Below are 12,699 nucleotides of genomic sequence, written 5' to 3' on the forward strand. Positions count from 1 at the left end.
GTGCAGATCGCTGCAGGTCCGGCAAGCGACAACTTGCCGGCCTGCCCCTGGCCGGCTTCCAACACCCGGACCCGGTTCCCGGCTGCGCTACCTCTACCTCAGCGGGCAGACCCGCGAGCCCCGGGACGCCGGCCGGCTGCGAGATGAGGTTGGGAACCGTCGTGGGCAGGCGCCTACGCGTGAGGCCCGGACGGGGATCCGGATTGACGGCCCATCAAAAACCTCGGGACGTCTCCGTCCAGACACAGACTGCCGGCACATCGCCAGGATTGCTGTAGCGGTGCGAGACGGAGGAGTCGAAACTGACGCAGTCGCCGGGCTGCAGGCGGTAGTGCACGCCATCGACCCAGTAATCCAGTTCCCCGCTCAGCAGTAGGCCGACCTCCTCTCCGCCATGGGTGTGTGGATTGCCCCCCGAGGATGCACCGGGGGCGACCTCGAGCATCATCATCTCGATCCTGCCTCCATGCTTTGGGTTGAGGAGCGTGTAGGTCACCCCCTCCACGCCGGACCGGGTGAGCTCGAGGCGCTGATCGGGGCGCGTGAGTACACGGCGTTCGCGGTCCACAGCGCGGAACAACTGGCTGAGTGTGGTTCCAAGGGCGTCGACGATCGTGCGAAGCGTATTGATCGTCGGGCTGTTCACATCCCGCTCGACGTTGCTGAGATAGCTGCGTGACAGTCCCGTCTTCTCGGCGAGCTTCTCCAGCGTGAGGCCCTGGTCCAGTCGCTCGCGACGGAGGTACTGGCCGATCCTGTCGCTGCCGGAGGGCTCGGGGGAAGTGTGCGCGTTCTCCATGGTCGACACGGACTGCTCCACCTCTAGTAAATGCGATGCGGCATCCAGCATAGTGTTTGCGGTGGGCGTCTTGAATAATCTACGCTTCGTCTCATATATGAGATGTCGCCCAGGGTGCCGGTCATCACGTGCATCGATGCCGGCCGGCTCAACATGGCGGGTGAGCCATAGCAGGTTCCAGAACGGAGGGGCACCCGCGCCGTGTCGCCGATCGCTCCGCCGCCCCGGATCCGCAACACCCGGCTCCACCGGGTCGCTCAAGCATGCACGGAGGACCAATGGCTTACGACACGCCTTTCGGAGGATGCCGAACACGGCAACTACCAGAGCTGCGTCTCGATCTCTCTGCGTTGGAGCACAACGTCCAGCTCATGGCCGCATGGTGCGGCGACAGGAGGGTCGAACTGGCTCCACACATCAAGACCACCATGACGCGGCCGATCGTCGAGCGGCAGATGACCGAAGGGGCGTGGGGCGTCACCGTCGCCACCGTGACGCAGGCGAGCACAGCTCTGGACTGGGCAGTACGGCGTTTGATCATCGCGAACCAGGTGGTCCACCGAGCCGACCTCGCCCTCATCCGACGGTGGCTGAACGAGATGCCGGAGCTGGAGATCTACTGCTTCGCCGACTCCCTGACCGGAGTGGACCTCGCCCGGGCAGCCATGGAAGGCGCCCCCAATCCCTTGCGCGTTCTCATCGACATCGGAACGGACGGAGGCCGTACGGGCGTGCGGGAGCCGGCCCAAGCGGTTGAACTTGCCGCAGCGGTCAAGGCGGCCCCCGGACTCCGCCTTGCTGGCGTCGCAGGCTATGAAGGAGTCAGGCCCAATCGCCGCGACGCCGAGACGCTGACACAGGTCGACGAGCACTGCCGACAGGCGATCGCTGTGTACCGCAGTCTCCTCCCGCTGTATGAGATCACACAGCCCGTCTTCACCATGGGCGGCTCCGCTTTCCCCGACCGCGTCATCCATGCCCTTGCGGAACTCGCGCAGAACCCGAGTGACCTGCCCATGGTGCCCGTTCTGCGATCCGGTTGCTACGTCACTCACGACCACGGCACATACGAGCACGTGTCACCTCTGCCGGGGTTGCGCGCAGCGCTGACGGTCCGCGCGGTCGTGCTGTCCACGCCGGAACCAGGGTGTGCCGTCGTCGGCGCCGGGAAACGTGAGTTGCCCTATGACGCCGGCCTGCCCGTGTTCCTGAGCGCACGTGACGCGGAAGGAGCGCGGCGAACGGCTGTCACGGCGACCGCTGCCCAGATATACGACCACCACCTGGTCTTGACCGAGGTGCATGGGCTGAGCGTTGGCGACGAAGTCGACCTCGGCATTTCCCACCCGTGCTCCGCCTTTGACCGCTGGCCCGACATTGCTGTGGTCGACCAGAAGGGCCACACACGCGAGGTGTGGCACACGCAATTCCACTGACCGGACGAACGGGCCTTGATCCAAGGCCGAGTAGTCATCGTATTCGCCTTGGCGGCGATCGAGTTGGCGGAGTCTGGTGCCGGAGCGGAACATGGCAACGGATGGCAGCACCGGCTGAGAGCGGTCCAGGTCCTGGATCTGCGGCTTCTCGTCCACGCAGAACACCAGCGCCCGTTCGGGCGGATCCAGATGCAAGCCGACGACGTCGTGCACCTTGTCCGCGAAGTACGGGTCCGTGGACAACTTGAAGTCTCGGTGCGGTGCGGTTGCAGGCCGAAGGTCTGCCAGATCCAAGGCGTCACCGCTCAGCGGTACGGTGACCGCCGGACGGACAGGACTGCCACGTCGTCGTGCTGGTCTCCCTCCCCGGCGAACGCGCGCGCGTCGTCGTAGAGGGCGCGCGGGAGGTCGGCGGGGGAGAGGGCTGCGCGCTTGGTGAGGCGTTCGGCGAGGGGATAGAACGTGCCGTCGGCGGCGCGGGTCTCGGTGATCCCGTCTGTCGTCAGCAGCAGCGTCGCGTCGGGCGGGAAGGCGAACCAGTCGACGGTCGCGGGTTCGGCGGCGAGTTCAGCGAGACCGAGAGGGACACCGGACGCGAGGGCCGGCGTGGTGACGGTGGCACCGTGCAGCAACTTCGGCGGAACATGTCCGCAGTTGATGACTTGCACCTCTTCGTGAGCGTCAACGTTGACGATGAGCGCTGTGACGAACCGTTCGTCGTCGCCGGTCTGTGCGGCGTAGGAGTTGTGCCGTACGACAGAGGCATCGAGGATATCGACGAGCGCGGTCAGGGTGGGTTCTCGGTGGGCCGTGGCACGGAAGGTGCCGATGGCGGCGAACGCGGCACCGACCGCAGGCAGGCCCTTGCCCTGGACATCGCCGATCAGAATCCGGGTTCCCCACGGAGAGGCGACGACGTCGTAGATGTCGCCGCCGATGAGCCGGTCCTCCTGTACGGGCTCGTACACTCCGTCTACCAGGACGTCGTCGGTGAGGATGGGAAGAGGGCGCAGGATGTGGCGCTGCATCGCTGCTGCGGTGGAGCGCAGTCGCAGCATCTCGTGCTCGCGGCGGATCCGATGGCGGCAAGCGTAGACGGATGCCACGCCCAGGGCGAGGGTGAGCAGCATCATGAGGATCCTGTCGAGCCACGGCCGCCCGTCACCGTGACGGACCAGCATGGTGACGATGACCACAAGTGCGGTCCATGCGGACACGAATTTCGTCTGGCGTACGGTGCACAGCGCTGACGCCGCCCCTGGCAGGAATACAAGGAGCCCCAGAAGCCACACCGGGGACTCGGACAGGGCACTGAGGACCATCACCAAAGCCGTGATCGACACCACACCGATCAATACTTCGGCGTCGCGCGGTGGTTCGATGGCCTCGAGGGGACCAGCGGAACCCTTCGGATGCTTACGGAGCACAGGACCTCCCGGGCAGACAGTGCACTCCCCGTACGGTAAGCAGGCCCGGCCATGGACGAGCCGCGCCCTGCCGGACAAAGTCCCCGCGCCGTGACTAGCACTGCATGCGGGGTGCGCGGCTCGTGTACTCCTCCGGTGGTTCCCGGTACTCCAGATGGCGGCCGTGGTCACGGTACGGGACCGGTGGTGGCCGTTGCGGACCAGGCGCCGCCCGCGTTGGTCCCGCTCGGCCGGCAACTCGGCTATGTGCTGGTCGACTTTCGCTTTCAAGGCAGCAGCGAGCATCCCCCTGACGTGGGCGGTGTCGTGGACGACGCGAGTGACATCGACCAGGCCGGTGTCGTCCAGCCGGTGCGGCACGGCCTCGTGCAAGCGCGGCCCCAAACCCCGGCCCGGGACCAGATCATCGACGCTGACAGCCGCCTGCCCGGGACCGGCCGGCCGACACTGAAAAAAGGGGGCGAACACACAGGTCCGAGTCCCGTGGACCGAGGTAAGCCGGGTTCCGAGATGCACGTCCTGCCGGACGTGATCGGACTGCCCCCTCCTCATCGGCGTCTCGGCCGGCAACACCCAGGACAGCGAGGGTCTGAAGCCGATGATCGAGGGTCACCGAACGAGACACGACCCTCACAATGTCCGGTACTTCAAGCCGCAGCGTCTCCACGCGGAGAAAGCCCACGACTGCGCCGACCTGCGCAGATGGCCGCGTTGGAAGCGCATCGGAGTGCTCTTCGCCCGTAAGGGAAGCGAGTCCAGTGAACGCTTAGGGCGGCGCCGCTGGGTCATCGAGCGGGCCATGTCGTGGTTGTCCGGCTGCCGGCGGCTTACTCCAGCTGTAGATCGTGATCCGAGAGAGGCGCGTCGGCGAGGGACGGCCGTTGTTCCAGCCACTTCCCGTCGCGCATGATGACTCTCCCGCGTAGTTCCGGCTCGCCGCGCCAAGCGCGCACAGTCCTCGGGACGACGCGTACATACAGAAAGGAACCCTCTTCCACGCGTGGATCCCATCCGAACTTGCCGGCGAACGCCTCCGCCGCGCCTGCGGGCACCTCCTGGTCCGGGAAGCACTCCGCCTCACCCTGGAGGAGCACCACGTCGAAGGTGTCCGGTAGCGACAGGCGCACGCGCGGCTCTTCGCGGACGTTTCGCGCCGTCACGGAAGTGGCGCCGGTGCACATCCACACTGCTCGCCCATCCCACAAGAACCACAGCGGCACCTGGTGCGGCCCGTGATCAGGGTGAGCCGTCGACACCCATACATCCCGCTCGGTGACGAGCCGCGCCAGAGCGTCGCGCACACGCTCGGCCGTCTGGCGACGAACGATTCCGGTGGTCTCCATGAGGACCGACCCTAGCCAGGCAGGTGCGAAGCGCGCCTGAGGCGCAGGACCTACTCCCAGCGACCGATGAACCCCTCGGCTTTTGGCTCGGGGCGACCGACTTCGGTGCTCAGGGCGGCCGGCGGAGGTACTCAGTCACACGTGTCTCCGGTAATGGCCGGACCGTGATCGCGACTGGTGACTGCGTCGCCAGGCGGACCCGGTTCCACTTCGGCGAGGTCGATGACGGCCCAGACGTAGAACCGCTGTCCCTTCGCGCCGCGTCCGGCCGAATCGGCCTCGGACCGGCCATCGTCGACGCCATCGTCACCGTCCATGGGGACAGCGCACAGGCCCACAACCGCCCCGAAGGCGGCGCCGACGTCTACCTGACTCTGCCTGCCGCCGGCCGCTGCCCCATTCGCTGCACTCCGCCACGACCATTGCCTCCCGGCCGGCACCAACCCGACCAAGTTCTATCGGCTGTTGAGGGCAATTGGAAGTGACGGCCCGAGTCTCTCAGGAGCGGCGGCTCACCGTAGTTGCCCCTGTGACCTGCGTGGATGCCGGGACTGGTTGTCATCATCTGTCAATGCCGGTTGGCCTCGGACGGCCCAGAGACGGCCCCGGGCGGTTGTTGAGAGCCACCGTGGATCCCCAGGGTGGGCAACGGCTGCTGCCAGGTACCGGCTAGTTCGGTGAGTGCCTCGCGTGCCAGCCGGCGCACCTTGAGCCACCCCGCGTCGGCCGTCAGCGCCTCATACGTCCACCTGGGAGCCTGCTCCGCCCCGCTCATCGCGTCGAGGGTCGCGTCAATGCGTGCGAGGCGCGACTCCATGGCGACATCGATACGACCAGCCTCGGCGAGGATCGCGATGGCGCTCCGCGCGTTCTCGTAGTCCAACGCCAAGTCGTCGGTTTCGAGTCGGTACTTGTCGAGCCATGTTGTCTGATCGCTCGCGTCCACGGCGAGCATCGTGAGTGTCTCGATCAGGTACTTCCACGCGCTTGCTTCGGACAGCCCCTGCTCACTCATTCCGCCCCCTCGGCGCCCATTGGACCACGCGGTCGGTGGAGCGATTTTGACCGGGAGTCTCAATGACTGAGTCAAGCCGCCTGCGTGATCGGTGGGGTCGGGGTGAGCAATGCTCAGACGTAGTCAACGAGGACGGCACCACGCCAAGCGGCAGTTCGCCGTGGGGTGAGATCGTCCGGGAAGGCGTCCACGCTGATCACCGGCTGTCCGGCGCCCGTGTGCTGTCTGGCCAGCTCGTTGATGTACCGGAACGGGGTGTCCCCTTCGGGGTGTTGCTTGCCCTCGATGGTGTTGGCGCCGGCCTGCAGACACCTCAGGCACTCAACATGTCAAGCAGCTGCGGCGAGAGCGGTTGGAAACGCCGTGTCTTCATCGAACAGCTTGCGGTTCTGGAGGCAGTGGTAGAGCTGGCCGAGCATGCGGTTGAAGAGGTTGCGCTGGGCGGCGGCGTGCCAGTCCCCATGGTCGTCGCGGCGGCGCCGGTAGTGGGCCTTGGCACCGGGTGAGGCGGTGATGGAGGCGAAGGCCCAGAGGTAGCCGGCGGCGTTGAGCCGGTCGTTCTTGACCCATCGGCGGGTGATGCTCGACTTCTTGCCGGAGGCCCGGGTGATGGGCGAGGCACCGGCGTATGCCTTCAGGCCGCGGGCGTCCGCGAAGCGGGCCTTGTCGTCTCCGGTCTGGGCGAGCACCCGGGCGCCGAGTTGGACGCCGAGGCCGGGGAAGCTGAGGATGATCTCAGCGTCCGGGTGCTGGGGGAAAGCCTCTTCGACTGCCTCGGCGAGGTCGTCGGTGGCGGTGCAGGCGGCCTCCAACTGGATCAGGAGCGCGAGCATTTGCCTGCCCAGGGCGTCCTCGATCAGCGGCGGCTGGTGAGTGTAGTCGGCGCGGAAGACGTCACGGAGCCGCTCAGCTTCGGCTGTGATGCCGCGCTTGCGGCCGGCCCGCTTGAGCGCGGCCTCCAGCTGGGTGCGGGTCAGCCGCGCGGCCCGGGTCGGTGTCGGGGCCGCCTTCAGAAGCTCCCGGGCCTCCGGCCGGCACAGTCCGTTGCGCCAGGGCTCGAAGGCCGCCAGGGCGACCGGATAGTACTCCCGCAGCAGCGAACGGAGCTGGTTGGACAGCTGCTGCCGGTTCCAGAGTGAGTCCTGCTGAGCACGGGCGAGGACGGCGACGGCCCGGCCGAGGGCGCTGTCGTTCGGCACCGGCCGGTGGGCGTGCATGTCGGTCCGTAGGATGTTTGCGAGCACCAGGGCATCGCCGGGGTCGGACTTCTTGCGGGAGACCGAGTGCCGGTCGCGGTAGCGGGCGGCGGCCATTGGGTTGATCGCGAACACCTGCCGCTTGCCGGCCCGCAGCACCGCGACAAGCAGGCCGCGGGAGGTTTCGATCGCGACCGGAATCGGGCTCTCCTCGCTGTCGCCGTACTCGACCAGCAGGTTCAGCAGGATCTTGTAGCCCGCAGCATCATCGGTGATGTGCCGCTTGGCCAGCAACTGGCCGCTGTCGTCGACCAGCGCGACGTCGTGAGTGCGCTCGGCCCAGTCGATGCCGCAGTAGATCAAGATTTCCTCCCCATAGCACGGTTTGTGTAGGTCACGAGCTCATGCGGAACCACGCAGCGACCTAATCCCAGGACTCAGCGCAAGGGCCGGTCCGCCACCTCAGTAGCCGTTCGTGGCACCATCTCGCTCCATGGGCCTCGGACTATCCGGGAGCTCAGACGGCTCGGGCTTCACAAGCGGTCACCATGGAGCGGGCTCGCACCACCAACATCAACGAATGATCAAAGGGCGAGTGTTGACGGTCGTGGTGTGCTGCGTGGACGCCGGACAGCGCGCAATCTACGAGTAGGCATCGGGGCCAGGCGATCGGGAGGCGTCTGCCCGGCGGCCACGAAGCACACCACGGACCACGATCTGGCTGGTCACCAATGCGTCGGACGCCGTGCTGTCTGGGCTGAGGCATCCGGTATCCGGCAGGCAAAGGACGTGTGTCCGGCGCCCGCATGACCCGCCAGATCGTGTTCTCGGCGGTGGCGGCGGGGGAGGCGTCGAGACCCGCGCGATCTCCGTAGAGGCATCTCATGCCCGGATTACGGAAGGCGTCGCCTCGACACCCACCCTGACCACCACCACGAGCACCGGGACGTTGCACCGCTCTGCAGGAAGGCATGGCCTGCCGGGCTGAAACAAGATGTCAACGGCCCAGTACTCGAACAGATCCGAAGAGCCGAAGCTTCACGAACCTGCTGCTACAAGGGGATTAGGCTGAAGTCCTCCTCACGCGGCAGGTCGTCGACTGTGTCCGCGCTCACCCTGTGCCCCTGACGGGTGAGCGCGGTCGCGAGGCTCCTGGTCGACTTCACCGTCCAACGCAGCGGCGACACCGGATCGCCCCGCTCGTCAGGTTCCACCAGGGTGAGCAGTGCGGGCCGCAGTCCCGTGGCGAGTTGACCACGAACCTCACGAGAGACGCTCGAATCACAACAACGAGCTGCCTCACGCGAAGCAACACCTTGCTTCTCTACGAGCCCTTAGGGTGAGGTGGTTGCGGTGCGGTAGAACTCGGCTGCGGTGACGGTGGCGGGGACGCCGAGTTCAGCGGTGACCGCGGTGATCGCGGTGGCGCCGATGGCGAGGTCGGCTTGGCCGTCGGTGGTGAAATACGGGGCGATGAACGTCTCGTAGTGGGCTCGGGCTTCGTCTGCGGTGTGTCGGCCGAGGAACGTCTGGATGTGCCGCACCGTGGTGTCGGGTTCGTCGTGGATCACTTTCAGGGCGCGCCGGTGGGCTCGTACGACGGCCTGGACCGCGGGGTCGTCCGGCTGGATGTGGGTGGGGTCGACGGCCACGCCCACGGTGGGGATCTGGAGGTGGTCGCCGACCCAGGCCGGCACCTGCCAGCCGTGCTCGGCGGCCACCGCCTCCGGTGCCATGGTGCTGCCGACCAGGGCGGCGTCGATCGTGCCGTCGTGCAGCCGGCGCAGGTCCATGCCGTAGTCGCCGGGCGGGCGGACGATGGTGTGGATGTCGCGGTCCGGGTCGAGGCCGACCTGGCGCAGCACGATGCGGGCGAAGCACCCGGGTGCGGTATGGGGGGCGTGCACGGCCAGCCGTCGGCCGGCCAAATCGGCCAGGGAGGTCAGGCCGGGGCGGGCGAGGAACCAGAACAGCGGGCGGTGGGTGTTGACCGTGAGTGCGACCCAGGGGGTGTTCTGGGTCAGTCGGGACAGCAGTGCCCGGCCCAGCCCGATGGTGGCGCCGTGGCGGAGCCGCTCCTCGTCCCAGGAACAGCCGTCGCGCAGCGCGACGTGGACGCCCTCGTCGGCGTAGTAGTCATGCTGGTCGGCGATGTAGGCGACCAGTTCCTCGTGCAGGCCCCGCCCGACGTAGGCGAGATCGATCGTGTACATGAACGTCTTTTCCTTGATCGTGTCACCGCCATGCGCCTGCGTCTCCCGCGAGCGCGGTGCTGTGGCCCGTGGTGCTGAGGTGGCGTGTGCCGGACGCGGTCCGGTCTTCGGCCGGACGGGGACGGTATGGCCTGGTACGGGGCGGGCAGCGGGGCGTCAGTCCATGGACATCCCGCCGTCGACCGCGGCCGTGGTGCCGGTCATGAAGGCGTTGTCCTCGCCGGCGTAGAAGGCGACTGCTTGGGCGACGTCGCCCGGGCGTGCCAGGCGGCCCAGGGGGGTGGCGGCCATCTGCCGCCGCTTGAGCTCCTCGTCGAGCGCCTCCGCCATGCGGGTGTCCTCCACCGGGCCGGGCTCGACCACGTTGACCGTGATGCCCCGCGGGCCCAGTTCCTGGGCGAGGTACCGGGCGAACTGCGCCAGTGCGGCCTTGGCCGTTCCCAGTGCGATCATGCCCGCCCTTGGTCGGCGGCTGAGACCAGTACCGAGATAGATGATGCGTCCCCAGCCCTGTTCGGTCATGGCGGGCAGGACGGCTTTGGTGACCGCGAACGCCGCACGCATCTCGCCGTCGACCTTGCCGCCCAGTTCTTCCCACGTCATGTCCTGGAACGGCTTGATCACATACGGGGTGAGCGCGTTGTGCACGAGCACGTCGATGCCGCCCCACGCCGTCTGGACCTGCTCGATCATGCTCGCGACCGCCGCTGCCTCGCGCACGTCGGCCTGCACGGCCATGGCCTGGCCGCCTGCGGCCTCGATGCCGGCCACGACCTCCTCGGCTGCCGTGCCGCTGCGGAGGTAGTTGACCACCACGCGCATCCCTCGCGCGGCCAGCAGGCGTGCGGTGGCCGCACCGATTCCGCTGCTGGCCCCTGTCACCAACGCCACCCTGCCGGTCGCCCCGGTCACGAGCCCACCTCCTGCACGTGATCGAACCGCTCCAGACCTCCTTGGGCGGCACGCTGCCCGGCCTGCTCGTGCGGTGCGGCGTAGTAGGCGCGCGAGAACAGGATCGGGTCCAGGCCGTCGACGGGGACGAACCCGAGGACGTCGCTGACGCGCTTGCCGGGCAGCGGCAGGGCCTGGAGATCTGCTTCTTCGCGCACCACCGAGTGCCCGTCGGGGGTTTTGTGCCCTTTCGTGATCTCCCGGTTGTCGACCTCGCGCCCCTCGGCCTGGCATACGCGCCGGTGTTGGATGCGGGAGCCGTCCGCGACGTGCACCTCGTGCAGATCCACGCCGTGCCGTCGTGCGGCCGGGAACAACTGCACCGGCAGGCTGACCGGGCCGAACGTGATCCAGCCCCTCCACACCGCCCGCGTCGGCACATCCATGTCTCCAGCCTCCGCCACGGCAGGCACCGGTGCACCTTGGAGCGGATCCACGCGTCGCCGGGCAAGGAAGGCGCACGTGAGGGGCACGAAAAGTGGCAGCACCTCCCGGCAACACCTGGCTCCAGAACCACGGCGCGGGCCGGTCTCCACGACATCACCCGGACCCTGCCGCCCGTCTACTCCGACCGGCTGTCACCGCACGGAATCAGGGCGCCACCGAACGCCGGCTTCAGCAGATCGCGGCCGAGGGCCTCGCGCAGATGTACTTCCGGGCGAACAACCGCCGCGCGCACGGTCTGGGTGTGGAGGTCACCGACAGGGAGTGCGTCGAGATCACGTTGCAGTCGAGGGCGGGGACCTCGAACGCCGTGGCCGGCCAGGGCGGGGCTCAGCGCACCGGGAAGCCGAAGGAGTAGCCCTGCTCCTTGAGCGAGGGGAGGATCCGGCGCAGGGCCTCGACGGTCTGGGAGCGGTCGCCGCCCGCGTCGTGGAAGAGGAGTGTCGGCCCGTTGGGCAGCTCCCGCTCGACGGTGGCGACGATGGCGTCCGTGCCCGGCCGCTCGAAGTCCTTGGAGTCCACGTTCCAGCCCAGCGGGCGCATGCCCCGTGAGGCCGCCAGGTTGCGGCTGTAGGGGGTGAAGGCCCCGCCGGGTGCCCGGTAGTACATCGGCCGTACGCCCCCGGACGCCTCGGTGATCATGCGTTCGGCGTCGAGTAGCTGCTGCGACTGGTAGGCCTGGGACTTGGTGTCCATGGTGGTGTCGTGCGACACCGTGTGGTCGCACAGCCGGTGTCCGGCCGCGACCACCTTCTTCACGAGGTCCGGGTGGGCCCGCGCCTGCGTTCCCACCATGCAGAACGTGGCCTTCACGCCGTACTCCCGCAGTACGTCGAGCACCTGAGGGGTCCACACAGGGTCGGGGCCGTCGTCGATGGTGATGTTGACGCCGCGTTCCCCCTTGTCCGAGGCGTGCGCGATGGTCACATCGACTGGCTTGACGTCACTGCCCGGCGTGGCCGACGCGGCTGCCTGAGGCGACGAGCCGACCACGGAACCGGCCTGCGCGGTCCACACCGAGGCACCGGCGGCCAGTACCGTCACTCCGAGGGCCGCCCCGGCCACCTTGCCGTACCAGCCCCGCCCGCCGCCGTGCCGTGCCATGTCCGCCCCGCTTTCCCGCAGTTCCTCGCCGATCCTTGGTCGCCTTCCGACCACTTGGCAGGACGAGGGGCAACGGCCACGGGATGCGTCCGTTACCGATCGCGGACACTTCCGGGGGAGTTCGCGGACAACTGGGCGAGCAGCGGCCGGAACCGGGTCGGTTGGCGCGATCCGCTCAGGGCTGGTCGGGCGGGGCGTCCTGCCGTCGATGAACAGCGAGAAGCCTGGCTGTGGGCTGTGGGCCGGCGCACCGTCGACCGCCTCACCTTCGAGGCCCACATCATCGAAACCGACACCCAGTCCTTCCGCCTCACCAGCACCACCGCCAAGCGCAAGGCGGCAGCAGCCTGATCCTCCGTCGGCCCGGGGCAAAGGCTCGCACTTCCCGGTCCCCGGGCCTCGACGGTCACAGGAGCTGAAGGCACATTGCCTGAACCGCGCACGGGCTAGGCTGACGCCATGTCACCCTCAGGCTGGACAGGGTTCACCACAGTGCGGGGAGTGCGGCGCCGACTGGCGATCCTGTGCAGCCACGTCATCAGGCGCCCGCTCCTGATCCTCGCCCTCGCGGGGCTGGCCTTCGTCATCACCAGGTTCGGCAAGGACTTTCCCATGCTCTATGGCATGACCCCCCTTGGAGCCGTTCTCATCTCCTGGAGCATGGGCCGCCACCGCTCGGTCAATCCCGCCGAAGAGATCGGCGATGAACCCCAAAACCGGGACGCAGAGACGACCTGACCGGCAGCGGCCCTGGACGCCGGCGCCCCGGCC

14 protein-coding genes and 4 pseudogenes are annotated in these 12,699 nt (G+C 67.9%); 4 read left to right on the forward strand and 14 right to left on the reverse strand.

The features are described from left to right. Positions 1-214: 214 nt before the first annotated feature. Positions 215-799 carry a cupin domain-containing protein gene (locus TNCT6_RS30055; RefSeq protein WP_253266465.1) on the reverse strand — a complete coding sequence of 195 codons (585 nt, stop codon included), beginning with the start codon at positions 797-799 and terminating at the stop codon, positions 215-217. A gap of 278 nt (positions 800-1,077) precedes the next feature. Between TNCT6_RS30055 and TNCT6_RS30060 the strand changes: the two genes are divergently transcribed. Beyond that, positions 1,078-2,235 carry an alanine racemase gene (locus TNCT6_RS30060; RefSeq protein ID WP_141363988.1) on the forward strand — a complete coding sequence of 386 codons (1,158 nt, stop codon included), beginning with the start codon at positions 1,078-1,080 and terminating at the stop codon, positions 2,233-2,235. 102 nt (positions 2,236-2,337) lie between these two features. Here TNCT6_RS30060 and TNCT6_RS41205 read toward each other — a convergent pair. The 3 genes and pseudogenes from TNCT6_RS41205 to TNCT6_RS42145 form a co-directional block, all read right to left on the reverse strand. Beyond that, a pseudogene (locus TNCT6_RS41205) lies at positions 2,338-2,525 on the reverse strand (IS630 family transposase); the annotation flags it as partial. Between the two features lie 15 nt (positions 2,526-2,540). Further along, on the reverse strand, positions 2,541-3,662 hold the full coding sequence (locus TNCT6_RS30070) for a PP2C family protein-serine/threonine phosphatase (protein WP_141363990.1): 1,122 nt from the start codon (positions 3,660-3,662) through the stop codon (positions 2,541-2,543). A 285-nt stretch (positions 3,663-3,947) separates the two neighbouring features. Then, positions 3,948-4,069: pseudogene (locus tag TNCT6_RS42145) on the reverse strand (IS5/IS1182 family transposase); the annotation flags it as partial. 25 nt (positions 4,070-4,094) lie between these two features. Between TNCT6_RS42145 and TNCT6_RS30075 the strand changes: the two are divergent. Next, positions 4,095-4,518 (forward strand): annotated as a pseudogene (locus tag TNCT6_RS30075) (transposase); the annotation flags it as partial. Here TNCT6_RS30075 and TNCT6_RS30080 read toward each other — a convergent pair. The 9 genes and pseudogenes from TNCT6_RS30080 to TNCT6_RS30120 all read right to left on the reverse strand — a co-directional run bounded on the left by TNCT6_RS30080 (position 4,490) and on the right by TNCT6_RS30120 (position 10,766). Continuing rightward, a complete protein-coding gene (locus tag TNCT6_RS30080) occupies positions 4,490-5,005 on the reverse strand; it encodes a pyridoxamine 5'-phosphate oxidase family protein (RefSeq protein ID WP_141363992.1) in 516 nt (171 codons plus the stop codon). The pseudogene TNCT6_RS30075 and the gene TNCT6_RS30080 overlap by 29 nt on opposite strands. A gap of 131 nt (positions 5,006-5,136) precedes the next feature. After that, positions 5,137-5,322: a hypothetical protein gene (locus TNCT6_RS30085; RefSeq protein WP_141363994.1), complete on the reverse strand. Its 186-nt coding sequence runs from the start codon at positions 5,320-5,322 to the stop codon at positions 5,137-5,139. 251 nt (positions 5,323-5,573) lie between these two features. After that, entirely contained in the window at positions 5,574-6,020 is a 447-nt protein-coding gene (locus TNCT6_RS30090) for a hypothetical protein (protein WP_141363996.1), read from the reverse strand. Between the two features lie 113 nt (positions 6,021-6,133). Then, positions 6,134-6,337: a hypothetical protein gene (locus TNCT6_RS42150; protein ID WP_141366939.1), complete on the reverse strand. Its 204-nt coding sequence runs from the start codon at positions 6,335-6,337 to the stop codon at positions 6,134-6,136. 12 nt (positions 6,338-6,349) lie between these two features. After that, complete coding sequence (locus tag TNCT6_RS30100) at positions 6,350-7,579, reverse strand: IS110 family transposase (RefSeq protein ID WP_141363998.1); 1,230 nt, start codon at positions 7,577-7,579, stop codon at positions 6,350-6,352. 701 nt (positions 7,580-8,280) lie between these two features. Further along, positions 8,281-8,454, reverse strand: a pseudogene (locus TNCT6_RS30105) (ISAzo13 family transposase); the annotation flags it as partial. 96 nt (positions 8,455-8,550) lie between these two features. Then, complete coding sequence (locus TNCT6_RS30110) at positions 8,551-9,429, reverse strand: ABC transporter substrate-binding protein (RefSeq protein ID WP_141364000.1); 879 nt, start codon at positions 9,427-9,429, stop codon at positions 8,551-8,553. Between the two features lie 156 nt (positions 9,430-9,585). Continuing rightward, positions 9,586-10,341 carry an SDR family NAD(P)-dependent oxidoreductase gene (locus tag TNCT6_RS30115; RefSeq protein WP_141364002.1) on the reverse strand — a complete coding sequence of 252 codons (756 nt, stop codon included), beginning with the start codon at positions 10,339-10,341 and terminating at the stop codon, positions 9,586-9,588. After that, positions 10,338-10,766, reverse strand: coding sequence for a Ku protein (locus TNCT6_RS30120; protein ID WP_141364004.1), 429 nt, complete (start codon positions 10,764-10,766; stop codon positions 10,338-10,340). Before TNCT6_RS30120 ends, TNCT6_RS30115 begins: the two co-directional genes overlap by 4 nt. A gap of 92 nt (positions 10,767-10,858) precedes the next feature. Here TNCT6_RS30120 and TNCT6_RS30125 point away from each other — a divergent pair, with 92 nt between their 5' ends. Beyond that, on the forward strand, positions 10,859-11,182 hold the full coding sequence (locus TNCT6_RS30125; protein ID WP_141364006.1) for a hypothetical protein: 324 nt from the start codon (positions 10,859-10,861) through the stop codon (positions 11,180-11,182). Here TNCT6_RS30125 and TNCT6_RS30130 read toward each other — a convergent pair. Then, on the reverse strand, positions 11,155-11,928 hold the full coding sequence (locus tag TNCT6_RS30130; RefSeq protein ID WP_141364008.1) for a polysaccharide deacetylase family protein: 774 nt from the start codon (positions 11,926-11,928) through the stop codon (positions 11,155-11,157). The genes TNCT6_RS30125 and TNCT6_RS30130 overlap by 28 nt on opposite strands. A gap of 501 nt (positions 11,929-12,429) precedes the next feature. On the opposite strand from TNCT6_RS30130, the gene TNCT6_RS30140 reads away from it, so the two are divergent. Further along, positions 12,430-12,666 (forward strand): hypothetical protein, encoded by a 237-nt coding sequence (locus TNCT6_RS30140; RefSeq protein WP_216372810.1) that lies wholly within the window; start codon positions 12,430-12,432, stop codon positions 12,664-12,666. Positions 12,667-12,699 lie beyond the last annotated feature (33 nt).

This window comes from Streptomyces sp. 6-11-2 (assembly GCF_006540305.1).
Classification (GTDB): Bacteria; Actinomycetota; Actinomycetes; order Streptomycetales; family Streptomycetaceae; genus Streptomyces.

Coding starts and splice junctions, on each gene's coding strand:
- TNCT6_RS30055 (WP_253266465.1), bottom strand. CDS start 799: ATGGAGAACGCGCACACTTCCCCCGAGCCCTCCGGCAGCGACAGGATC.
- TNCT6_RS30060 (WP_141363988.1), top strand. CDS start 1,078: ATGGCTTACGACACGCCTTTCGGAGGATGCCGAACACGGCAACTACCA.
- TNCT6_RS30080 (WP_141363992.1), bottom strand. CDS start 5,005: ATGGAGACCACCGGAATCGTTCGTCGCCAGACGGCCGAGCGTGTGCGC.
- TNCT6_RS30085 (WP_141363994.1), bottom strand. CDS start 5,322: ATGGACGGTGACGATGGCGTCGACGATGGCCGGTCCGAGGCCGATTCG.
- TNCT6_RS30090 (WP_141363996.1), bottom strand. CDS start 6,020: ATGAGTGAGCAGGGGCTGTCCGAAGCAAGCGCGTGGAAGTACCTGATC.
- TNCT6_RS30110 (WP_141364000.1), bottom strand. CDS start 9,429: ATGTACACGATCGATCTCGCCTACGTCGGGCGGGGCCTGCACGAGGAA.
- TNCT6_RS30120 (WP_141364004.1), bottom strand. CDS start 10,766: ATGGATGTGCCGACGCGGGCGGTGTGGAGGGGCTGGATCACGTTCGGC.
- TNCT6_RS30130 (WP_141364008.1), bottom strand. CDS start 11,928: ATGGCACGGCACGGCGGCGGGCGGGGCTGGTACGGCAAGGTGGCCGGG.